Source organism: Enterococcus sp. AZ194, from assembly GCF_051713825.1.
Classification (GTDB): domain Bacteria; phylum Bacillota; class Bacilli; order Lactobacillales; family Enterococcaceae; genus Enterococcus_K.
In genome coordinates, this window is sequence record NZ_JBIOQR010000001.1 from 2076956 (window position 1) to 2100295 (window position 23340).

At 39.2% G+C, this 23340-nt stretch carries 24 protein-coding genes and 1 riboswitch; of the genes, 11 read left to right on the forward strand and 13 right to left on the reverse strand.

The genetic code is table 11. The annotated features are described in order from the left end of the window. Positions 1–197: 197 nt before the first annotated feature. Together IGI37_RS09575 and IGI37_RS09580 are read right to left on the reverse strand one after the other, a co-directional pair. Entirely contained in the window at positions 198–1175 is a 978-nt protein-coding gene (locus IGI37_RS09575) for an ABC transporter substrate-binding protein (RefSeq protein WP_438761489.1), read from the reverse strand. Then, on the reverse strand, positions 1172–1924 hold the full coding sequence (locus tag IGI37_RS09580; protein WP_438761491.1) for a polysaccharide deacetylase family protein: 753 nt from the start codon (positions 1922–1924) through the stop codon (positions 1172–1174). Before IGI37_RS09580 ends, IGI37_RS09575 begins: the two co-directional genes overlap by 4 nt. A 95-nt stretch (positions 1925–2019) precedes the next feature. Between IGI37_RS09580 and IGI37_RS09585 the strand changes: the two genes are divergently transcribed. The 3 genes from IGI37_RS09585 (at position 2020) to IGI37_RS09595 (ending at position 4100) form a co-directional block, all read left to right on the forward strand. Further along, on the forward strand, positions 2020–2745 hold the full coding sequence (locus IGI37_RS09585; protein WP_438761493.1) for an ABC transporter ATP-binding protein: 726 nt from the start codon (positions 2020–2022) through the stop codon (positions 2743–2745). Continuing rightward, entirely contained in the window at positions 2735–3469 is a 735-nt protein-coding gene (locus IGI37_RS09590; protein ID WP_438761495.1) for an ABC transporter permease, read from the forward strand. Before IGI37_RS09585 ends, IGI37_RS09590 begins: the two co-directional genes overlap by 11 nt. A gap of 127 nt (positions 3470–3596) precedes the next feature. After that, a complete protein-coding gene (locus tag IGI37_RS09595; protein WP_438761497.1) occupies positions 3597–4100 on the forward strand; it encodes a DNA topology modulation protein in 504 nt (167 codons plus the stop codon). Positions 4101–4179: 79 nt separating this feature from the next. On the opposite strand, the gene IGI37_RS09600 is transcribed toward IGI37_RS09595, so the two are convergent. Next, positions 4180–4617, reverse strand: coding sequence for a GNAT family N-acetyltransferase (locus IGI37_RS09600; protein ID WP_438761499.1), 438 nt, complete (start codon positions 4615–4617; stop codon positions 4180–4182). Positions 4618–4808: 191 nt separating this feature from the next. Next, on the reverse strand, positions 4809–5213 hold the full coding sequence (spx, locus tag IGI37_RS09605) for a transcriptional regulator Spx (RefSeq protein WP_438761500.1): 405 nt from the start codon (positions 5211–5213) through the stop codon (positions 4809–4811). A 426-nt stretch (positions 5214–5639) separates the two neighbouring features. Between spx and psiE the strand changes: the two genes are divergently transcribed. Continuing rightward, the gene (gene psiE, locus IGI37_RS09610; protein ID WP_438761502.1) at positions 5640–6077 is read left to right on the forward strand and encodes a phosphate-starvation-inducible protein PsiE; all 438 of its coding nucleotides are present in this window, start codon (positions 5640–5642) and stop codon (positions 6075–6077) included. A 127-nt stretch (positions 6078–6204) separates the two neighbouring features. Further along, on the forward strand, positions 6205–7644 hold the full coding sequence (cls, locus tag IGI37_RS09615; RefSeq protein WP_438761504.1) for a cardiolipin synthase: 1440 nt from the start codon (positions 6205–6207) through the stop codon (positions 7642–7644). Positions 7645–7864: 220 nt separating this feature from the next. On the opposite strand, the gene IGI37_RS09620 is transcribed toward cls, so the two are convergent. Then, complete coding sequence (locus tag IGI37_RS09620; RefSeq protein WP_438761506.1) at positions 7865–8329, reverse strand: MerR family transcriptional regulator; 465 nt, start codon at positions 8327–8329, stop codon at positions 7865–7867. A 171-nt stretch (positions 8330–8500) separates the two neighbouring features. On the opposite strand from IGI37_RS09620, the gene IGI37_RS09625 reads away from it, so the two are divergent. From IGI37_RS09625 to proC, 3 genes are all read left to right on the forward strand, one after another. Next, complete coding sequence (locus tag IGI37_RS09625) at positions 8501–9955, forward strand: MDR family MFS transporter (protein WP_438763625.1); 1455 nt, start codon at positions 8501–8503, stop codon at positions 9953–9955. Then, a complete protein-coding gene (locus IGI37_RS09630) occupies positions 9952–10656 on the forward strand; it encodes a DUF4811 domain-containing protein (protein ID WP_438761507.1) in 705 nt (234 codons plus the stop codon). The genes IGI37_RS09625 and IGI37_RS09630 overlap by 4 nt, the downstream gene beginning before the upstream one ends. Before the next feature lie 183 nt (positions 10657–10839). Further along, positions 10840–11619: a pyrroline-5-carboxylate reductase gene (gene proC, locus IGI37_RS09635; RefSeq protein ID WP_438761509.1), complete on the forward strand. Its 780-nt coding sequence runs from the start codon at positions 10840–10842 to the stop codon at positions 11617–11619. A gap of 59 nt (positions 11620–11678) precedes the next feature. Here the strand turns inward: proC and IGI37_RS09640 are convergent, their stop codons facing one another. The 3 genes from IGI37_RS09640 to IGI37_RS09650 are packed head-to-tail and all read right to left on the reverse strand — an operon-like array spanning position 11679 to position 14678. Beyond that, the gene (locus IGI37_RS09640) at positions 11679–12362 is read right to left on the reverse strand and encodes an amino acid ABC transporter permease (RefSeq protein WP_438761510.1); all 684 of its coding nucleotides are present in this window, start codon (positions 12360–12362) and stop codon (positions 11679–11681) included. Next, positions 12363–13211 (reverse strand): transporter substrate-binding domain-containing protein, encoded by an 849-nt coding sequence (locus IGI37_RS09645; protein WP_438761512.1) that lies wholly within the window; start codon positions 13209–13211, stop codon positions 12363–12365. Positions 13212–13220: 9 nt separating this feature from the next. Further along, positions 13221–14678 carry an amidase gene (locus IGI37_RS09650; RefSeq protein ID WP_438763626.1) on the reverse strand — a complete coding sequence of 486 codons (1458 nt, stop codon included), beginning with the start codon at positions 14676–14678 and terminating at the stop codon, positions 13221–13223. Positions 14679–14848: 170 nt separating this feature from the next. Here IGI37_RS09650 and IGI37_RS09655 point away from each other — a divergent pair, with 170 nt between their 5' ends. After that, positions 14849–16375 carry an AMP-binding protein gene (locus tag IGI37_RS09655; protein WP_438761514.1) on the forward strand — a complete coding sequence of 509 codons (1527 nt, stop codon included), beginning with the start codon at positions 14849–14851 and terminating at the stop codon, positions 16373–16375. A 90-nt stretch (positions 16376–16465) separates the two neighbouring features. Here IGI37_RS09655 and IGI37_RS09660 read toward each other — a convergent pair whose 3' ends face one another. The 3 genes from IGI37_RS09660 to IGI37_RS09670 form a co-directional block, all read right to left on the reverse strand. Beyond that, positions 16466–18658 carry an alpha-galactosidase gene (locus IGI37_RS09660; RefSeq protein WP_438761515.1) on the reverse strand — a complete coding sequence of 731 codons (2193 nt, stop codon included), beginning with the start codon at positions 18656–18658 and terminating at the stop codon, positions 16466–16468. A gap of 3 nt (positions 18659–18661) precedes the next feature. Beyond that, positions 18662–19663 (reverse strand): aldo/keto reductase, encoded by a 1002-nt coding sequence (locus IGI37_RS09665; protein ID WP_438761516.1) that lies wholly within the window; start codon positions 19661–19663, stop codon positions 18662–18664. A gap of 94 nt (positions 19664–19757) precedes the next feature. Beyond that, a complete protein-coding gene (locus IGI37_RS09670) occupies positions 19758–20789 on the reverse strand; it encodes a LacI family DNA-binding transcriptional regulator (protein WP_438761518.1) in 1032 nt (343 codons plus the stop codon). A 220-nt stretch (positions 20790–21009) separates the two neighbouring features. Then, positions 21010–21108: riboswitch (guanidine-I (ykkC/yxkD leader) on the forward strand. Positions 21109–21164: 56 nt separating this feature from the next. Here IGI37_RS09670 and IGI37_RS09675 point away from each other — a divergent pair. Both IGI37_RS09675 and IGI37_RS09680 read left to right on the forward strand, forming a co-directional pair. Beyond that, positions 21165–21497 (forward strand): DMT family transporter, encoded by a 333-nt coding sequence (locus tag IGI37_RS09675; RefSeq protein WP_438761519.1) that lies wholly within the window; start codon positions 21165–21167, stop codon positions 21495–21497. 1 nt (position 21498) lies between these two features. Then, entirely contained in the window at positions 21499–21813 is a 315-nt protein-coding gene (locus IGI37_RS09680) for a DMT family transporter (protein ID WP_438761521.1), read from the forward strand. A gap of 176 nt (positions 21814–21989) precedes the next feature. On the opposite strand, the gene IGI37_RS09685 is transcribed toward IGI37_RS09680, so the two are convergent. Together IGI37_RS09685 and IGI37_RS09690 are read right to left on the reverse strand one after the other, a co-directional pair. Then, positions 21990–22367 (reverse strand): cytidine deaminase family protein, encoded by a 378-nt coding sequence (locus IGI37_RS09685; RefSeq protein WP_438761523.1) that lies wholly within the window; start codon positions 22365–22367, stop codon positions 21990–21992. A 42-nt stretch (positions 22368–22409) separates the two neighbouring features. After that, positions 22410–23141 (reverse strand): class I SAM-dependent methyltransferase, encoded by a 732-nt coding sequence (locus IGI37_RS09690; protein ID WP_438761524.1) that lies wholly within the window; start codon positions 23139–23141, stop codon positions 22410–22412. Positions 23142–23340: the final 199 nt, after the last annotated feature.

Genomic DNA, 23340 nt, shown 5'->3' on the forward strand with positions numbered 1-23340 from the left:
CGCGACTAGTCTTAGAAATAGAAATCAAAAAAGTCTGCCAAAAAAATGACAGACAATTGATAAGAATTTTATTATTTTTCACTGTCCACTTGACGGGGAGCACACCATAACGTATGAAGTTATGTCCCAGCCCCCTCTTTATTTTGTACTTCATCTTGAGAAATTTTAATAGAAAACACGCCACTTAAGCACTAAGATTACTTCCCTTCAATCCCTCTAAAGTCAGTCAAGTCAGCATATTCATAAGCTTCATCAATTTGACCTTTTTCTTTCGACCATTGAATAATGTTATCAAACTGTTCTTTAGTCACAGCTGTTGCATAAGGATATTTTTCTTTTTTACTATCCAAGTATTGGCTCATCGCCTCAGGAAACTGATATTTCGTTAAAAATTCTGCGTATTCGCTAGCCTTATGCTCATTCATGTAATCAATGGCTTGATTGTAGGCTTTATAAAAAGCAGTAACATCTTGTGGTCGCTCGCTTAATACTGAATCCATGAACTGAATCGTTCCACCATTGATACCTAAATCCTGCGAGCTGCCCAATACAACGGCTCCTTGTTTTGCTAACATACTTGCTTGTGGTTCTGTGTATACAGCCCCATCAACTTGACCGTTTAATAACGCTTCAGAACGTGCAGAGAAAGAGGCAATTTCAACCACTTCATAGGTGAAATTATCTTTTTGGGCAAATTCATCCATGATGTACTCCAAAATGAAATTCGGTACAAGAGTCACCTTATGCTTATCTAGTCCCTTCATTTCCGTGATTTTAGATTGTGGCGAAGCTAATACTTTAAAATCCTCTAAAATTCCAGAAGTAATCTTCATATCGATACCATTCTTTTTAAAGGTTGCTTCAGTCATCACATCACTAATCGTGCCATCAAGTTCTTTCGATTGGATGGCTACATTTCGATCATTTGGTGAAGTAAATGCCTTGATTTCAACTGTCAGGCCTTCTTTTTCAAAAAAGCCCTTCTCTTTCGCTAAAATAATCGGAATTGCTGACTCTGCTGGCAAAATCCCAACAGTTAACGGTTGATTGGTGACTTTCTCTACAGTACTCGATTCACTCGTTTCCTTACTTGATTCCGTCTTTTTATCTCCACATGCGGTCAAACTACCCACGCCCAACAAGGCAATCCCTAAACCTACAATTAACTTTTTCATTTGATATCCTCCATTAACTTTTGAAATATTTCACAACTCATCGCCTCGGGAATAACTTCTCGATGCAATTCTAACGGACTCGTTTCCAGTGAGTTCCACCCTGATTTGGTTGTAAAAGCGAGCTTAAAACCCATCTCTTGTAGAATTTCGACTGTTTCCTCATTATACAACCCAAACGGATACGCAAACACATCCTTATGGGTGACCAATTGATTACACTCACGAATGTCTTCTTCCACTTTATCCTTGGTCTCCCACATGGGTTGAGATAACGTGGTCCCTCTTCTTTTATGAAAATGAGTCGTATGATTCGCTGTTTCAAAAACATCCGCCATTTCTTTGACTTCATCCACACTTAAACACTGTGAATACTCTGGGTGATAGGTATCTTTTTCAGAAAATAACCAACCTTTGACAGCAAACACCGTCGCCTTCATACCAGCCGCTTTTAAAATCGGATAAGCATATTCCTTCATCGATTGATAACAGTCATCAAAAGTCAATAAGACCGATTTTTCTGGCAATGATGTAGCATTTCCCCCTTCATAAAATGCCTTAATCTCGTTCAGTGTTAAACAATGATAATTTTGTTCCTTCAAAAAGTTTATTTGTTCTTGAAAATGCGCTACACTAACATACAGTGGGTTGGGTAACGAATCTTCATAACCATCTGCCACACGGATAGGACGTTGCCCCATAGTTAACTCACTTTCTGGACGAACTTCATGAAATACAAGTGTACGAAACACTAGACTCACCTTTCTTTCTACCTTAAGTTTTCATTAGATAGTATAGCATAATAACAGAAATTTGTGTGTTTCATCACAATAGAAAGGAGACGCTCATGCAAATTGATCTACATAATTTGACTTTTAGCTATGAAGATAAACTCATTTTCAATCAGCTTTCCTATTCTTTTTTACAAGGGAAAACCTATGCCCTTCTTGGAAAGTCAGGCAGTGGCAAAAGCACATTGTTAAACTTATTAAAAGGCTTTGAACAACCTCAAAACGGACACATCGACTATCAGAAAACGACGCCAAAAAACGTCGAGATTATTTTTCAAGAGCTACTTTTATTTGATTGGCAAACGGTTCAACAAGCGATTGAAATGCCTTTAATCCTTGCGCAGATTAACGAAACAACACGCCTCAAAAAAGTCACCACGCTACTCAATGAACTACAATTAACACCTGTCGCCAATCGCTTCCCGGCTGAGTTAAGTGGTGGCCAAAAACAACGGGTAGCCATGGCTCGCGGACTGGTTACAGAACCTGATTTTTTACTTTTAGATGAACCTACCTCTTCTTTGGACCAAGAAACCAAAGAAGAGGTCCAAGCATTCATCTTAGCTGAACAACACAAACGTCAAAATACGATGCTTGTCGTCACGCACGATATCGAGGAAGCGGCTTATTTAGGAGAAGTCATTTTATTATTAGAGAATCAGTCACTCACCGTTTACGAAAACCCAACGTTCCAGCATAAAAATCGGCGAGAAAGCCTCGATTTTTATGAGTTCTGTATCCAGTTGCGAACAGCTCTTAAAGGAGGCACTCATGAAAATTAAACCACTTCTTTCTTTTATAATCGGCTTGTTTTCTTTTTTGATACTTTGGACACTCCTTTACTTTTTTGTTCAAAACCATTCCATTCCTAGTCCGTTACTCACGCTTCAAAAGGCTTGGGAAATAAAGGATTCGCTCCTTTTACACACGGGAGCAAGCTTCTTACGCATAGGGATTGCGTTAAGTCTGTCACTCGTAATCGGTGTGCCTATAGGGATTTTATTCAGTCGAATCAGCTGGCTTAATACCTTTTTTAGCCCTTTACTTTATTTTTTATATCCCTTACCTAAAGTCGCCTTTTTACCCGTCTTTATGATCTTTTTTGGTTTAGGAAATACGTCAAAAATCTTATTAATCTTCGCTATTATTTCTATTCAAGTGATTGTTTCAATTAGAGATGGTGTAAACGCAATTCCTAAAAATTATTATCGGTTGATGGCAAATTATGATAGTACCTCTTGGCAAACGATTCGTTATCTCATCTTTCCTGCCATCAAAAAGACCTTGTTTGCAAGCTTACGTGTCAGTGTGGGTATTGCGCTGGCCTCCCTCTTTTTTGCCGAAAACTATAACACTACTTATGGATTGGGCTATCTGATTTTGAGTGCGTGGGCAAAAATGGACTACGCTGAAATGTTTGTGGGCATTTTAATGATTGGCATTCTAGGTTTTGTGTTGTTCAGTGGTTTAGACTATGTTGAACAACACAGGAAGCCACGTGGATAAATCTTGAGGTAGTTATGCCAACGTTAGATAAACACCTATGTAGGAGAAAAGAGTTAGCAAAGACGTTCATTTAGTTCGTTTTTTGGGTATAATCTAGCACTACAAAAATTTAATGGAGGGCTTTTAAATGAAAAAAATTATTATCATCGGTTCTAGTGGCGCAGGAAAATCGACGCTTTCACGGGCATTGAGCAAAAAATTAAGCATTCCAACGTTTCACTTAGACCAATTACTGTGGAAACCTCATTGGCAAATGTCTGAAAAAGAGGAACAAATTGCCATTCAAAAAGAATTATTAACTACACCCACTTGGATTATTGATGGTAATTATAGTGGTACCTTACCTATGCGAATTCAGGCTGCAGACACGATTATTTTTTTAGACAGGAACCGTTTGATTTGTATCTACCAAGTGCTAAAACGAGTCAAAATGTACCACGGAACCATTCGACCAGATATGCAAGAAGACTGCCCCGAAAAGTTTGACTTGGCTTTTCTAAAATGGATCTGGAATTTTCCGAAAAAGGGCCGCCTTCGGATTAAAAAAGAGTTGGGCAAACTCCCCAACTCAAAACGTCTCGTTATCTTAAAGAGTAAAAAACAAATTGACCAATTTTTAGCTAGTTTATAGCCTAGTCTCTAATGTAGGTGACTATTAATAATGGCAGCTGGGACAGAAACTTTACAAGTTACGTTCCAGTCTCTTCCTTCTACTTACGCCATTGCAAAATGACTTCCCGTTCATTGGTTTCTTCATCAATTTGTTCTTTTACTACGGTAAACCCTTCTTTACGATAAAAGTCGTAAGCGCGCTTATTTTTTTGGTAAACAGCTAAAGTTAACGTTGAAGCTTCTTGTTTGGCGGCTTCCAACAGTTGTTTGCCATATCCTCTGCCTTGATAATTTTTTTCAATAAACAGACCCGCAATATACGTATCGACTACTCCTAAGAAACCCGTCACCACCTCTTTTTCAAAAGAAACCAAAAGTGTCGCCTTTGGTAGTTGCTCTTTCACCTCAGGTTCATGGCCTTCCCAATAGGCCGGTGCAATAAATGGATGGGCTTCTTGATTGGTCTTCAACCAAATATTCACTAACTGATTTAATAATTCCTCCGATAATTGAGAAGCAGAAATATTTTTAATCATGCGTAGGCTCCTTTGTTATTATTCCACTATTCATTATACGCTATTGACGGTCATACCTGTAGTTTGAAAACCCGTAGTTCGTTTCTCCTCACACTAAAAAAGCCTAAAAACCCTAAGCTAATGATTTTTAGACTTTATTTTCGTGATACATAAATTAGAACATACAGATCTATTCTATGTAGAAACGCTTCTTAATTTAGTAAGTACATTTTCTTTTGCCTCGCAAGAAATAAACTGTTTCGAATATCTCTCGGAACAAAACAATGAATATCTTCTTCATTGTAACCAATTTGGAGTCGTTTTTCGTCATGAATGATGGGTCGTCTGAGTAAGTTAGGATTTTGTGCTAAAATCTCCAGAACTTCACTGAGAGGTAACTCATCTAAATCTACTTTGAGTTTGTGATAAGCCTTAGAACGCGTAGAAATAATATCCTGTGTCCCATTTTCTGTTAACATTAAAATTTGCTTAAGCTGATCTGCCCCAATTGGATTCGTAAAAAAGTTTTGTTCCTGAAACTCTAGATTTTGTTCTCTCAGCCAAATTTTTGCTTTACGGCAAGAGGTACAACTTGGAACCGTGTAAATATAAATCATTGTTTTCCCTCCCCCTTACCCAATAGTATATTCAAAAAATAACCATTAATCAACAAAAAATAACGATTGTTCAAAATTTTAAATATTTATTCTTTTATTCCCAAAAGAAAAACGTAATAAAATATCAACAAAAAAATATAAAATAACTTTCGACCCGAAATTATAAAGCTCATAACGCGCTTGGTTATTCAACAATTACCACCTGAGCATATATTTATACATTGAATAAAAAAACATTTAAAATAGAAACTGTAAATAAGCCTTTTTTTGGTGGAATTCTCATTTTTATTTCATACATATTGCGTAAAAAATGTTTTTACTCAATTTTTCCTTCGTTTATATTGTCTGAAGGTGAAAATCCTTTATACTAAAATAAGATGATCAAAAAAAAGCCTATTTTTCAAGATTAATGAAAGGAGTGTTTTGATGAATTTTGATTTATACAAAAAGACGATTAACCGAATCATTGATTTAATCCTAGGCATCGCTTCCGTGTTCATTATTATTTACATGGTTCGTTATTTGATGGATGTTGGGCGCCTTATTTTCGCGGATGTCTCTACAGATAATTTTGAGCTATTCATTCAAGAAATCACCGCATTTTTTATGTTATTTGAATTCGTTGTCATGTTAATTCGTTACATTCAAGAAGGACACCATATTCCAATCCGGTACCTCGTTTTAATTAGTATGACTGCTATTTTGCGACAGCTTCTAGTCGTCCATGACAATGGGCTACAAACCTTACTACTAGCTGCATCTATCTTGCTTCTAGCAGCCGTTTTAACCATGTTTACACCTGGTGCGAAATTTAACTTTCATGGGCCTTCCAAAAAGACTGAAGAACTTGACCATCCAGAATAAAAATGAGTAAAGAAATTCAACCATTCTTTTTTAATTAATCGAAGGTTGAGTTTTTTTGTATTTTCTATCAGTCAAACAGCGGTCTATGCTATACTGTATAAATCGAGAAAACTTGAGGAGGTCTCCTATGCTACTGTCTATCCTGACACTTCTTTATTTTATTAATGCAGCGGTTGCTCTACTAACAATCCTTATGAAACCAAGAGATGTTTCCGCTATTTGGGCCTGGCTTTTAGTCTTAATCGCACTACCTGTTTTCGGTTTCTTTCTTTACCTATTCTTTGGTCGTGGATTAAGAGATAAAAAGAAATATCAATTGCAACAAAGTGACTTAAAGGAACTGGAAAATTTCAGTCAGCTTCAAGAAAAAACATTGTCAGTGTATGAGCCAAAAATCGAAATCCCGGAATTACAGCCCATCGCCGATTTCTTTTCCTTGTTGAATCACATGCCTATGACTCAAAAAAATGATGTAGAAATCATTACAGATGGAGAGGAAAAACTTTCAACTTTACTTGCTGACTTACGACAAGCAAAAAAATCTATTCATATTGAGTATTATGCCTTCGTGACGGATAAAACAGGCCAAAGAATTCTAAGAGTACTTGAAGAAAAAGCGGCAGAAGGCGTCGAAGTTCGTCTTTTGTACGACTCATTTGGCTCAAGAGGTACGACACCCAAAGACTTTATCCAACTCAAACAAAATGGTGGCTTTGCTCAAACCTTTATTACCTCTCAAAGAGCACTGATGAAATTTCGTTTGAACTACCACGACCACCGGAAAATCGTCGTTATTGATGGACACACTAGTTATATTGGTGGGTTTAATATTTCTGATCAATACGTAGAACCAACCAAACGTTTTGGTTATTGGCGTGATACACATCTTCGGATTCACGGAGCGGCTTCTTCTCTGTTACAAATGAGATTTCTTATGGATTGGAATGTCTCTTCAACTGAACCTAACAAAGTAAGCTATCATTTAGACTATTTCTTTACTGATGATTTGGCAGAAGGTTCAACCGCTGTTCAAGTGGTGGCGAGTGGTCCTAACAGCGAGAAAGAACAAATCAAACTGGCCTTTATCAAGCTGATTACCTCGGCTAAAAAACGTATTTGGATTCAGACCCCTTATCTCGTACCTGATGACAGTATGATTGCTGCCTTAAAAATTGCGGCTGGTAGTGGTGTAGAAGTAAAAATAATGATTCCTGATAGACCCGACCACCCATTTATCTACCGAGCAACTCAGTATTATGCTCGCCAGTTGCTCAAAGAAAATATAGAAATCCAAGTTTACCGCGGCGGCTTTTTACATGCCAAAACATTGATTATGGATGATGAAATTTGTATGGTCGGTTCGGCTAACCAAGATATTCGTAGCTACAAACTAAACTTTGAAGCAACCGCTGTTTTGTATGACAAAAAAGTCATCGAACAATTAGAACAAACCTTTGTCAAAGATTTAGAAGCCTGCGAACAAATGACCGCCGAAACTGTGGCAAATATGTCTGCATGGCTAATCTTCAAACAACAAATTTCTCGCCTCTTCTCGCCTATTTTATGACAAAACAAACGACTAGGTAGTCTGCTTAACAGCCAACTATCCAGTCGTTTTTCAATTCATCTAATTCATGACTGCACTTTTTTGCGACAACCCATAAATGATTCCTATGTACGTTTACTCCACACGTTCCTTGACATTATCACTGCCACCAAACCAAAATCTACCTGTTCTTTCATGACTTTTTTTCGAGGTCTCGACTGAGCGTACTAAACATTCGTTATTACTTTTTATACTGCTCATAAATTGATTGCCCTTTTTCCAGTAACACATAACTTGATTCCTCTGTATCTTCATTGAACAACATATAGAGACGTTGCGTTCCTTCAGCATCAAAATCACCCATATCAACAGCCAATAGCTTCTCCTCTAATTGAATCTTTTGCTTAAAGGTTTTTAACAAAATCCGTCTTGTTCGTTTAACTTCACACATTTGATCCTGTGCTTTTGTTGCAGCACTGTTTAATGTGTATCCTTCATCCAGATAATGCTTGATTAATTGAACTTTAATCACCATTGGCAACTGATAACGTCGTGCACTATTTTCAGCTGATTGAGAGGTAATAAAGCCTTTTTCTTCCCAGTATCGTAATTGTCTTGGTGATAAGTCAACCATCTTACTCAACTCACTAATCCCTACTAAAAGATTGTCCTGCTCCAACAATGAACGAAACATTTTTTCCCACATTCTTTAATCCCTCCTTATTTATGCTGCATCTCACCATTAATTGTAATAAAATTACATTCGATGTCAAGTAAGTTGACAAAAATCGTTTATAGGATTAAAGTTAGTATTGTTTTTCAGGAATTTTCATAGAAAGAGGCGAATGTAATTTTGTCAAAAGAATCAGCTTTAGATATGCATGGCAAACCCTATAATCGGACACTACTTGTCCTAGTATTATTAATTGGAACATTTTGTACAGTACTAAACCAAACGTTATTAACCACTGCTTTACCGACATTAATGAAAGAATTTGACGTCTCAGCATCCAGTGTTCAGTGGCTGACCACGGGCTTCTTACTTGTTAATGGTATCATGATTCCGATCAGCGCTTGGTTAATCAACAAGATCAGCTCAAAGGTTCTATATATGACTGCAATGACAGTCTTCTTATTAGGAACGATTATCTGTTTCACTGCACCCAACTTTAGCTTATTATTAGTTGGTCGTCTGGTCCAAGCTGCTGGTGTTGGTGTATCCATGCCCTTACTACAAACAATCATGTTATCCATTTTCCCTCCCGAAAAACGCGGATCAGCTATGGGAACAGCTGGAATCGTTATCGGTTTGGCCCCCGCATTAGGCCCAACGTTATCTGGTTGGATTATTGACTCCTATAGTTGGCGCCAACTTTTTGGGATGATCATTCCGATCGTGTTATTCGTCCTACTACTCGCTGCCTTCTTGATGAAAAATGTCATCCATCTATCCAACCCAAGCATCGATATTCTATCTGCTATTCTCTCAACAATTGGTTTTGGTAGTTTGTTATACGGCTTTTCAAATGTCGGTGACAAAGGCTGGGGCAGTCCCATGGTCCTAGGTTTTCTAGTGATTGGTGCCATTGTGTTGACACTGTTTGCACGTCGTCAACTTCATTTAGATCGCCCTTTCTTAGAGCTTCGTGTTTTCAGCTCTCCTACCTTTACCATTGCCGCGATTTTAAGTGGCGTTACCAATATGGCCATGGTCGGAGCAGAAATGGTCTTACCTTTATACATCCAAAATATTCGCGGAGAATCAGCCTTTCATTCTGGTCTGATGTTGTTACCTGGTGCTGTTATCATGGGAATGATGATGCCTATAACTGGTCGTATTTTCGATAAAATTGGTGCTCGGCAATTGGCGATTACAGGGATGTTTATTTTAACTCTCGCAACGCTTCCTTTTGCCTTTTTAACAAGTACCACACCAATTGTCTACATCGTTGTCTTGTACGCCGTTCGAATGTTTGGGATTTCAATGGTCATGATGCCTGTAACCACTTCTGGTATGAACGCTTTACCTATGAATCTAATTAGCCACGGAACCGCCGTAAACAACACCTTCCGTCAAGTTGCTAGCTCTATTGGGACAGCCGTTTTAATTAGTATTCTGACCAACGTCACCAAATCAAATCTACCTAGTGAAACGCTGAAAACAACGGCTCCTTTAGACTATAAAGATCAGGCGATTCATGCAACAGTCAGCGGCTACCACGCGGCCTTTTTCGTCGCTGTGGTCTTTGGACTAGTAGGCTTTTTTATTACCTTCTTCTTAAAGAAAAAAGAAGAAGATATTCCAACCTTGGGAGGTGAAATGAGCAAATGATTTTACTCTTATTAATTTTGGGTGTGCTTGGTTTTGCTGGCTTTAACGTTTTTGGTAAAACGCGCCTTCACAAATGCTTAATGGTTCTTTTCGCTCTTCTTTTTATCATTTCTGGGACACTCATTGTGCTCAATGACCGAAATGACTTTGGTATGAGGCAAATAGTTGAAAAGAAACAAATCAACTTAGTTTCTAGTAGTGGTCAAAAGGAACTTCCCGTCTTACTCTACCAACCATTAGGCGACAGTACAGAAAAAATTTATCTCTATCAGACAAATGATAAAAAAGAGTTGCAAAAGACTGGCACGGACCAGGTTACAAATAAACTGAACACAACTGCCAAAGAAGCCGTTTTAACGCAAGAAACACACTACTGGGAATATAAAAGCGGTGTTTACAATCTACTATTTGGCATCTCAGGTAATGACCACAAGTACGCCAGTCAAACAAATACGTTTGCTCTCCCTAAAACCTGGCAAGTGCTGAGTGTCACGGAAGCTAAAGCACTCGCCACCTATATGAAAGAGCATCAAAAAGAACTGGCTACCTCTTCTGTTAGTTATGTGCAAGAAAAGCTAAAAACTTTACTGGCCACTTCTCCGACCCTTTCAGAAAAAGAACAGCAAGAAGCGGTTCAAAAATTTACGGCTGAATTTCAACAAAAAACAATCAGTGAAGTGTTAACACAAATAAATAAATAAACTAAAAAACGTCTCTGTCTATCTCGCGGCCGTTATCTGCTCATAGACAGAGACGTTTCTTTCGAGTATTCCAACTTCAAATGGCTGTGAATTCTACTACAGGCGGCCATAAGTTTTTCTTTTTGCAAAAAAATACTTTTTGACTATGATTAAGAGTAGGTTCATTTATTAGGAGGAAAAAAGATGAAAATAGGTATTTTCGGTGCTGGCCAAATGGGCAGAGCTATGATTAAAGGATGGCTTCATTCACAAGAAGTCGCTCCCCAAGACATTCTCGTAAAAGGTGGGCATACTGCTACAGCAAAAAATCTACAGGCACAGCTTGGTTTCAAACTTGCTGAATCAGTCGCAGAATTTGCGAGCTGTGACGTAATCGTGATTGCAGTCGGAACCCTGTCTGTTGTTCCCATCTTAGAATCATTAAACGAGCAAGGAATTGAAAAGCTACCAATCATTTCAATTGCAGCTGGTGTTTCTTTAAAGGAAATGCAAACAATTATGGGCCCTTCTTATCCACTCGCTCATGCCATTCCAAACACCCCCGTTCAAATCGGTGAAGGATTGACTGCAATCACTTACTGTGAAGCTCTTGAAGCACCTCAGAAAGAGACAATTAATCAGACGCTTGACTATTTAGGCGACACGTTAGAAACCGTTGAAGAACAGTTAGATATTGTCAGCAGTATCGCTGGTTGCGGTCCTGCGTTTGTTGACATTTTTATGGAAGCTCTAGCAGATGGCGCCGTTCTTCATGGCATGCCAAGAGCGCTTGCGTATGAAGTTATCGCCAAAATGATGATTGGCTCAGCTAGCCTGGCACTTTCTACAGGCCAACACCCTGGCGCCTTAAAAGATGGCGTAACTTCCCCAGGTGGAACAACGATTCGAGGCGTAGCCGCACTTGAAAAAAATGGCTTCCGTCATGCCGTTATCAGTGGTGTATCTGCACTCGTCAGCGAATAAAAAGAGAGACACACAGTAAATGGCGTATGCCGGTATGACTGCGTGTCTCTTTTCTATTCTTATTTCGTGGCTGCCTCAGATTTCATTTGATATCGATTCGTATAGTGTTTTTCTAATTTAGTTTGGCCCCAACCAATTGCTACACAAAGCAGCCAGTACATAATCGCCACTAAAATATAGAGACTCATGTAATCAAACGTCCGACCTCCGACAATCTTTGCTTTTTGAAAAATATCCGGGATTGTAATCATCGCCGCAAGAGAGGTCCCCTTCAGTAAATCCATCGCTACATTCCCTAAAGCTGGCACCGAAATCCGAAAAGCTTGTGGCAGAATGATTTTTCGCATGACTTTTCCAAAAGGTAGCCCTAACGCATAGGCAGCATCCCACTGACCACTAGAAACCCCAGCAATCGACCCTCGATAAATCTCTGCAATAAAGGCACTGCTTGTCAAACTAAAGCAAATACAAGCAGCCGTCAGTGCATTTAGTTGATACGGCAACCCAAAATACAAGAGAAATAAGAGCACTAGACCTGGAACCCCACGAAGAAATGAGATGTAAAAACGAACGAGTCCTCTGATAATTCTTGACGGCAACAGCCCTAAGACTGTTAGTAAAATACCAATCACATTGCCGAAAAAAAAGGTCACCACACTAATTCCAATGGTATATGGTAACCCCGTCATCAAAAATGGCACCGAATCAATCATCAACTGAACATCAAGTTTTGGGATATACATCTACTCAACCGAGACGCTTTCTTGGACTTTTTCTTTTGGTTCAACGGAAACATCCGTCTGGAAATAATTTTCTGAAATTTTAGCAGTTGTGCCATCTTCTTGCATTTTTTTTAAGACTTCATTAATTTTTTTGCTTAATGCGACACTCTCTTTTTTCATCAAAAAACCAGTGTGGTTGGCATTAAAGTAGACGTCCTCTAAAATTTTTACAGGAATATCAGGTAACGCCCCGACTGACATTTTTTGTAGGTAATAGTCATTCAAAATGACATCCGTCCGACCATTTGCAACATCCGTCAAATATTGGTCATTGGTGGCATTATCGTAAGTGACAAGCTCTGCGCCATATTTTTCCGCAATCTTCATATAATTTGTATTCGGCTCACCGGCTGCTTTTTTGCCTTTCAAATCTTCTAAAGAGGAAATTCCTGAGCTATCACTTTTTCTAACAATCATACTATCAAATGAGTACTTAATCGGTGAAGACAACATGAATTTTTTGCCTCGTTCACCAGATAAACCAAAGTCATTAGCTGCTAAGTCAGATTCACCTTTATCCACTGATGTAATTTGACCGTCCACATTATATTCTTTGAACTCAACCTCAAGATCTAAACGTTTAGCGACTTCTTTAATAATATCCACATCATAGCCAGTTAATTCATTTTTATCATTATAATAAGATGATGGGAAAAGTGTTCCTGAAGTAGCAACTGTCAGTTTTTTAGCTTTTTCCACCTTGGTAAAACTGTCATCCTTTGTTTCACTTTTTTTATCGTTAGTCCCTCCACAAGCAGCCAAAACCACTGTCAACAAGACCACACTTACACCTACTACGAACTTTTTCATTTTGTCCTCCTAAAATTCCCGGTAGCTAACCGGTAGTATAAATTTATTTTCACGCTCAAATAATTGACCCACTTGCAATAATAAATCTTCTCGACCCTTCGATGCCATAAACTGGATCCCTATTGGTAAGCCCTCACCTGTCACAAATGTCGGCAAACTAATCGCCGGTTGTCCAGTCAAATTGGCTAATTGGGTATACGGGGTGATCGCTAGACTCTTTTCAAACATCTCATAGACCAAATCACCTAATCGATTCACAGATAAACGCTCAGCATTCGCTAAGTCTGTCCGAATTCGGTCATTCTGCAGTTCTTCATCAATTTTTGGAGCTGTATTAGCTGTTGTCGGCGTCAAAAATAAATCATACTCCGTAAATAATTGTTCCATTGTGTCAGCCGCTTGGTCCCATAATTGAAGCGCGCGAACATATTGACTTGCTGGCAAATGTAACCCGTATTGATAAATCGCCCATGTCATCGGTTCCATATCCTCATACGTTAAAGAACGTTTCAATCCGGTCTGAATCCCTTCAAACATCGCCGCGGTTTCTGCACCGTTCATCAAATAATAACTATCAATCAGCTGGCGCCCATCAACTGGATAAGGAATCTGTGTTACTTCATGACCGCCATCTTCTAAAACCTTCACTGCCTTTTGAACGGCTTGGATTGCTTCAGCAGAAACGGACGTCCCAACAGGAGATTCCGTCAAAAAAGCGATTTTCAGCTGCTTTTTATTCGCCGCCTTATGCTGTTGCCACTCTTCTTGTGGCGCTTGATAAGGCGCTGATTTCGTACTTCCTCTTAACTGATAAAACAAGGCTTCTGTGTCTCTCATAGATACCGTCAACGCAAAATCTATTGATGCACCTTGCCAGCCACGCCAGCCATTGGGTCCCACAGGCATACTCCCACGGGTTGGTTTCAACCCAATCAATCCACTGAAAGAGGCCGGAATCCGAATCGAACCACCCCCATCACTCGCTCCTGCAATCGGGAATAGTCCACTTGCAACAGCAGCTGCTGCACCCCCGCTAGAACCACCAGGTGAATGTGCTAGACTCCACGGGTTTCTTGCTGGCCCATAAATCACCGGATCAGAAATGTTTTTGAAGCCGAATTCTGGCGCATTGGTTTTCCCTAATGGTGTCAATCCTGCCTGTTCTAATTTTTTTACAAAGTTATCAGTCGTTGTCGCAACAGTTTCTGTAAACAATCGCGAGCCCGAGGTAGACCGCCAGCCTTTTTTATCTTGACCCAACATTTTTAAAGGGATGGGCAACCCAAAAAATGGCCCAGTTCCCACTTGTGACTCACTCTGTTTTTTTGCTTCATCAGGTTGCCACTCGACAAACGCATTCAATTCAGGATTTAGCTTCTTGACCTGTTTATCTCGATCATCAATCCACTCTTTGACACTCATTTTCTTTTTTTGGAACTGTGATGCATAATACAATCCGTCTTTAATCGCTATCTCCTCCTCATTTCAACGTGTTTAATTATACCGTTTATTTATCATTTATCGTCTTACTTTGCTTGTGCATTATTTCTCATGGGACTGTATTTCCTTAGATGTTTATGCTATCATATGGACGTATTTGAAAACGAGTAAACAAATTATGAAAAGGAAGTGCTCACATGCTTTCAGAGTTAACTTACCAACCGCTAAATTTATACAGTAATTATCGTGATTCTGCACAGACGACACCTGATACACCGATTATTTTGGACCAGATATTGCCTGCTTTTCCGGCACTTGGTTATGAGACCACTTATGATCTTAGCCATCAGGAGATTCTTAAACGAGCTTATCAATTAGCTCAAATGGGGGTCAGTGCTGGCGATAAAATTGTTCTTTATAAAAGCCCCAAATTCGATACGTATTTACTTGCAGTCGCCGCTTCTTATTTGGCTGCTGTTCCTGTGATGGTTTCTTATCACCTACCTCACGAAACTATTGAAGTTTTTGTAGATCGTTTAGAACAGCCTTATATTTTATTTGATGAGGAAACCGAAGAAAAAGTTCACGCCGTTTCAAACCTATCTGCAGAAAAGAAATTATCAGTCCGAGACTTACTTTTACAAGAAGCAGTTCCTGTTCCTCAAGCAACACTTGATGCAGATGAAATTGCCTATATGACACATACTTCTGGTACAACTGGCATCCCTAAATTAATTTGCCATTCCGCAAATTCGATGGGTTGGCGAACATTATGGCAAAAAACAATTTTCACAAAAATCGCTGAACGAAAACTGGTAGGTTTCCACATTTCCCCTGTTCATTCACGATTTAATATCGGCGTTTCTTCTTTAATGGCGATGGGCTTTCCGATGATGCCACTTGCTAAAGCAACTAGTGCACATTTAGTTCGCATGCTAAAACAGTACCCACCAATTGCTTTAGAAACACATCCAAATAACTTTGTGCAGTGGACTCATGTGGCGCAAACGAACCCTGAAGCCTTTGCCAGTATTCGTTATTACCATTCCACATTTGATGCTATCAATAATCAAACGATGGCAACCTTCTTATCGGCGACTGATCAGCCTGAACCAATTTTCTTACAGGTTTATGGTCAAAGCGAATGTGGCCCAATGATTCTAAAAGCGCACACACTCGACTCTCTAAAGAATTCAAATGCGCGGGATATGGGGATTGGTCTTCACGACTTAACAAAAGCACGCATTGCCGACGAGAACGGTCAGCCTCTTTCTGAAAACACAGATGGCCATATTCATTTTCTTTCAAAAGGACGTGCCCTTACCTACTATAAAGAGGATGCACGATTCACAGAAAATGTTTACGGTGACTGGTGGGATAGTGGCGACTGGGGGATGATTGACGAACAAGGACACCTGTTCCTTAAAGACCGTCAAGTTGATTTGATTGATACGATTAACAGTACCTTAGCAATTGAAGATTATTTACTTGATCAACTACCCTTCCTAGAAGAAGTCGTGATTGTTCGAGGAAAAGACGATTCCCCACAACCAATCATTGCCGTCTCTCCTGCTCATGAAATGAATTGGGAAGCTTGGTGGGAACAAGTTCATAACTTACCTCACTTAAATGAACCACTCATCCGCAAGTTTGAGGATATCCCTCATACAGCAACCATGAAGGTTCAACGTCTACAAATCGAAAAAGAACTAAAAGAAAGCTAAAAAAATCGTCAGTAGGTAATTGATTGACAGACACCCTAATTTGGGTTCCTATCAATCAATTACCTACTGATTTTTTTAAGCCTAGTTTCTTTAGTTATTTTCCTTCAAATAAAACAGTTGTGTCGCGTAGTCGCCGCTTAAAGACGGATCAATGTAGAAGCCAAGATTCATCAATTCATCGCCCCCAAATAATTGATTCTCCATCATATAGACTTTCTCTTTAGCAAGTCCTTCTAATTTCAAACATTTTGGCGGATGGGAAGCCTCTGCTAAGACACGATAGTAAAACACTAAGGCCTCTTTTTTATCATCAGAAATAAACATCCAAGCGGTTTCATTGCCTTCAAAAGGACTCAACAATCGAACAAAACGTCCATATTGAATCAAAGAACGATGCTCTTTATAAAACGCAACTTGTGCTTTCATCTCCACCTTTTCTTCAGTAGAGAGTGTACTTAAATCTAGTTCATAACCAAAGACCCCTGCCATCGCGACATTTCCGCGAATCGCTAAGCTTGTCTTTCGAGAGGTTTGATGGTTTGGAATCGCCGAAACATGCGAACCCATCGTTGACACTGGATAAACCAAACTTGTTCCATATTGAATTTTCAATCGGGCAATCGCATCTGTATTATCACTCGTCCAGGTTTGCGGCATGTAATACAGCATTCCCGCGTCAAAACGACCCCCACCACCAGAACAACTTTCAAACAAAATCGTCGGATATTCTGCGATTAAGTTCTCCATAAATTCATATAACCCCAGCATATAGCGATGTGCCGTACTTCCTTGCTCTTCTGGCGCTCGTTTTTTGGAATAAACCTCCGTCATATTCCGATTCATATCCCATTTGACATAATCAACTGGTACCTCATCAAAAAAGGTCTTCATTTGTTGATAAATATGCGCACGAACCTCTTCTCTTGAAAAATCTAAGACATACTGGTCTCGACCTAAAGACATTCCTCTACCAGGAATCTGTAACGCCCAGTCAGGATGCGCACGATACAGCTCACTATCCTCAGAAATCATCTCCGGCTCAAACCAAATCCCAAATTTTAAGCCACGCGCATGAATTTCTTTAGAGAGGTTCGCTAGGCCCATCTTGATTTTCCCTGAATTTTCATACCAATCGCCTAAAGATGTTCTATCAGATTCACGTTTACCAAACCAACCATCATCCAAAACAAACAATTCGATGCCCATCTTTTCTGCTTCATCAACAATTGCTAGTAACTTATCTTCATCAAAGTTAAAATAAGTCGCCTCCCAATTGTTAATCAAAACCGGTCGTTCCTGTTTCTTAAAACGACCGCGAACAAGATGTTCATTGAGTAAATCATGGTAGGAATGAGATAATGCATTTAAACCTTTATCAGAAAAACTCATCAGAACTTCTGGTGACTGAAAAGCTTCATTTGGTTCAAGAACCCAACGAAAATCAAACGAATTGATCCCCATTGTCAGACGCGTCTGGTTGTATGGATCTTTTTCAATCATGGTTTCGTGACTGCCACTATAGACAAGACAAAACCCATAGACTTCACCTGTTTCTTCTGTCATCGTTGGAGACGCCAAACACACAAAAGGATTTTGTTGATGACTACTTGACCCACGCTTGCTATCCAAAATTTTAATGCCTGGTTGAAGTGCTTCTCTAGTCACCATTCGTTCTTTCGCCCAGGTCCCATTCAAATGAATCAATTCAAATGGCGTATCTGGAAAGTCTATTGCCAGACTAGCTAGCTTCTCAACCACAACCTTCTCTGTCCCTTTATTAATCAAGCGCGTATTACGGGCAATTACTGGAGAGTCACAAAAAATAGTATAAGAAAGCTCTAACTCAAGTCCTCTAAAACGGTCCTCTAAGATAACAAGTAAGGTTTGCGCTTCTTCTGAATCCTGAACATAGGTCGCAGGTAGACCTTCCAAACTTGGTTTCCCAGAAAAAATCTGATGTTCCTTTACTTTGAAATCTGTCACAATCGTCCCATCACTTTGCCGAATTTGATGGGCTGGTGTTCGAAAATCTCCGCCACCAAACCCTGGATACTCTTGAAGAACGGTATCTAATGAGAATGAACGATTTTTTGAACCAGGCAAATTGGGTGAAAACGAACGGTCAATTCGAGGATAACGAAAGTTGCCATGATACTGGGCAATCTTTTTACCATAGTATAGATGACTTAAAACCTCGCCCTCTTCGATCCCCAAAAGATAACTGATTTCATCATTGCTCAAATGAAAGGTTTGGGTTTGTTCATCAAACTGGATTGCTAACATTGGCTACCCCTTTCTCATTTCTTGCAATAAATCGTCAATCTCTGCCAATTCATCAGAAGAAAAAGTTAACTTATTTAAAGCAGCCACGTTATCCTTCAATTGAGACAAACGACTAGCTCCCACAAGAACACTGGCAATCTGTTGATGTCGCAAATTCCATGCCAAAGCCATCTCAGCTAGTGTTTGCTGTCTTTGAATCGCCAACACATTAAGTTTTCGAACAACCTCAAGTGTTTGTTCTACCCTTTCCTCAGATAAAAATGGACTGTCTGAGCGATGCGCACGTGAATCTTCTGGCACACCGTTTAAGTAGCGGTTCGTCAGTAATCCTTGTGCTAATGGACTAAACACAATCGCACCCAGTTTTTCTTCCTCTAAAACGTCTAGTAAGTCCTCTTCAATCCAACGATCAAACATATTATAATTTGGTTGATGAATAATAAATGGTGTCCCTAATCGTTTGAAGATAGCAGCAATTTCTTTCGTTCGTTTGGCATCGTAATTAGAGACACCTACATATAATGCTTTCCCTTGGCGAACTAACAAATTTAAGGCCTGAGCCGTTTCTTCTAAAGGTGTGTCAAAATCTGGTCGATGATGATAGAAAATATCGACATAATCTAAATTCATCCGCTGTAAACTTTGATCACAGCTGGCTATAATATTTTTCTTTGAGCCCCATTCCCCATAAGGTCCAGGCCACATATAGTAGCCAGCTTTAGACGAAATAATCAGTTCATCACGATAGCCTTTCAAATCTTCATGCAAAATTCGGCCAAAATTAATTTCTGCTGAACCAGCTGGCGGTCCATAATTATTCGCTAAATCAAAGTGAGTAATTCCCATGTCAAACGCACCATGAATAATTTCTCTTTGATTTTGAATCGTGTCCACATCGCCAAAATTGTGCCATAACCCTAGCGAGATTGCTGGGAGTTTCAATCCAGAGCTTCCCACACGATTGTAAGTCATTTCTTCATATCTCTTTTCATTTGCTAAAAACAAAACATTCCTCTCCTTTTTTGGCTCATTTTTTATTTTCCACAAAAAATGAAATCGTTTTATTTTATCTGTTTACTCACTTTAGTGTTTACCTATTTTACTTGTCAAGAGAAATTACGCTTTCTCTCATAATTATTTTTGACGGAACGACTACATGTATCGGAATCTCTCGCTCATTTGTGATTCGCTCTTTGGCTAAACGGACGGCCATTTTACCTAGCTGCTCCGTTTCAATATTCGCGGTTGTTAACGGTGGGGTGAGAAATTCAGCTACCTCAATATTATCAAAGCTCACAACTGAAAAGTCGGTTGGAATTGATTTGCCAGACTTTTGAATTGCACGATAAACACCAATTGCCAGTGGATCGCTTGCTACGACAATGGCACTAGGCGCTGTTTTCTCAGAGAATCTTTCCAATAGCGCTTCTCCCATCTCAAGACCATCCTGTGAACCCCAGCCACCTAAAAAGACCAATTCTTTTGAAAAAACGCCATTTATAGTCAGCCATTTTTTATACGTTTGATAGCGGATATCTTCACTTAATAAAAGGTTATCTCCTGTACTTGTTTTCACCGTGCGAACCCCACCAATAAAAGCAATCCTTCTGTGTCCCAATTGCCATAGTCGCTCCAAATGTTTTTTGGTAATCATCTCAAGATCAGTATACACGGCATCCAATGAGGCACTGGCCGAGGCATCATCGACTAATACTACACGCGGATTTTTTTCATAGATTTCTTGAATAAATTGTTCTTCTAGATTCCCCAAAATAATAACTGCCCCTAGTGCCTCAATCCCTTTCAACGAATACGCTTCAGATAAACGAAATATCCGATTGGCTGCCAATCTCAAACGCTTTGCTTCTGCTTCTATTCCCAATCGAATCGCCCGAAAGTATGAATCCTCAATTTCTCCTCTTTCAGAAGCTACTGTGATTAGTCCAATCGAAGCATTAACTTTTTTTGTTGTGCCTCTTTCTGGTTTCTGATAATTTAACTTCTCAACTACTTCATGAATTCTCGCCCGCGTCTCTGCTGTCGCTGATAACGTTGGATCTTCATTTAGTACTCTGGAAACAGTTGCTGGCGAAACTCCAGCCTTTCTTGCTACTTCTCTAATTCCAACCATAAAATCGCTCCTTTTAGTAAACACTCGATACCTGTATACTAAACAGATTAATAGAAAGTCGCCCATCTTGCAAAGAGAATCTTTCAAAAAAGTCTTTTTTCGTTAGTCTATTTTATTTTTTAGATTCTCTTAGTCTTTTTTTTGAATGGGAGTTGAATGGTTAACTAAACTTTTTTCACTTGAATTTTAAAAATAAATGTGTATAATTCTAAGGAATGACGCAAAAGTTTTCTAGGGTTCCGTAGCAAAAAAGCTAGCCTGGTCCGAGAGAAAACGCACATGAACTTGTGTAACACGGAGGGATAAAAGCCCGGGAGATATTGTATTCACAATATTTCTCAGGCTTTTTTTGCGGTCAAAAAGGAGGAAAAAGAAATGAATAAAACGTGGATTTCAGTCATAATCGCGGCTCTTTTTGAGGTCAGCTGGGTGATTGGGATTAAACACGCCAATAATTGGGTTGAATGGATTGGCACATTACTCGCGATAATTATCAGCTTTTCGCTTATGATTATGGCCGGGAAAACACTGCCCGTCGGAACTGTCTATGCGGTCTTTGTTGGCCTAGGAACACTAGGAACCATCCTCAGTGGTATCCTCTTCTTTGGTGAGCCATTTAGTTTAGGGAAAATTTTCTTAACAGCCACCCTTTTAGTTGGCGTGATTGGCTTAAAAATCGTAACACCCGAAGAAACGGGAGGACATTAGTATGAGTTGGATTGCCTTAATTTTTGCTGGATTATTTGAAATGTTTGGTGTGCTGATGATTAACAAATGGCACAAAGAAAAGACTGCGATCGCTTTATTCCTGTTGGTTGCAGGATTTGCAGTCAGCTTCCTCCTTCTTTCATATGCAATGGACAGTTTGCCTATGGGAACGGCCTATGCAATCTGGACAGGAATTGGTACTGCAGGTGGAACTATTTTAGGAATGTTTTTCTACGGAGAATCAAAAAATTGGAAACGCCTCGTCTTTATTGGGTTAATTCTGTTTTCTGCAATCGGCTTAAAGCTGATTTCCTAAATCTATAATTAAGTGAATTAATTGCGATGCACAGATTCCCAACAAGCGGTAGATTTGTTCTTTTTCATATCGGTTTTTAACAAATAAAAATAACGCAACGGTTCCCTAACATATCCCCTCTCATGCGCGGAACCGCTGCGTTATCTTTTTACTCTAAATTAGATTTTTCTTTCGCTTTACCTATCCCACATATAAGGTAACAGCTCGTGCAATTCCAATTTTTTTTCAGGTGTCAGCCAAACTTTTGTCGACTTATTTTTTTCATCAATTTGATGAATCATCTCTCGACATCGACCACATGGTGAATAGATTTCTCCATTCATATGAACCGCCACAATTTCTTTGATAACTGTCTCATCATGATCAATCATACTTGCGATTGCAGCATGCTCTGCACAAAACCCAATCGAACACGGCAAATCTATCGAAATACCTGTATAAATATTTCCTTTTTCAGTGAGCAAAGCACAAGAAACATGGCCGGATTCACCATTTTCACCCAACTTTTTATAATTGATATGTTCTTTTGCTAATTCGTATAATGTTTTCTCCAATGCCCAACAAACTCCTTTCATATACAGTAAAATGTTCCTTCTCTACTGTTTTAACCAATAAAACAACGTGAAGGTCAGAACCGTGTGACTATTCACTTCATCATTTCCCAGAAACCACTTATCCAATCGCCCTTGAAACTCTTTATCGTGTCTATAGTCTTCATAATATGCGCGCAAAAACTCTCGAGAAACCCACTCATCATAGGTATATGTGAACGTCTTAGTTTGCGTTAGTATTCCCACTTTATGAAGTGCTTTTTGGTAGGTTGAGATCAACGACAGTTCCTCTTCTTGTGCGATTCCTAATTGGTTATCAATCACTGAAAAAAGTGAATCTTGGTTTTCTGTCAGTCGAAAAATAAAGACGCCTTTTTCTGAGATCCGGTTCAACTCAAGCAATTCATCAACTGTTTGGAGTCCCGGATTCATCGCTGAGTAGCTATATTCATACGCATTATCAGCCGTTTTCTCAAAAAATCCGTTCATCTCTTCATGGATAAACACACAATTCTCCCGTTGATCTTTTGCCAAACTTTGGGCTTTTTCAATCATCTTTGTCGAAATATCCAACAAGGTATAGGTTTCCAGCTGTTTGGAAAAATCGAGTAGATACCGCCCTGAGCCACCCGCAACGTCAATCAATGACGAGGCCGGAAACACACCAATTTTCTTCAAAAAGTTCGTTACATCTGCCGATAAAGGTAACTTAGATTCCTCCTGTATCTCTTGGTACTCATCTGAAAACTCATCCCAAAACACTTCGACTTCATTCATCTCGTATACCACCTACTTTTTTCTGACATTCATCTATCTTTAAGTTTACCTTACTTTTCGCACAAGTGAAAACAAAAATAGACAAAAACTCACGTCTGGGTAGGGTTCTTTTTAATAAACAGGTTAGCCAAATAACAGAATAAAAAAAGCTGAAGATTGAACATGTCTCCTTTCAATCTTCAACTATTAAATTTCTATT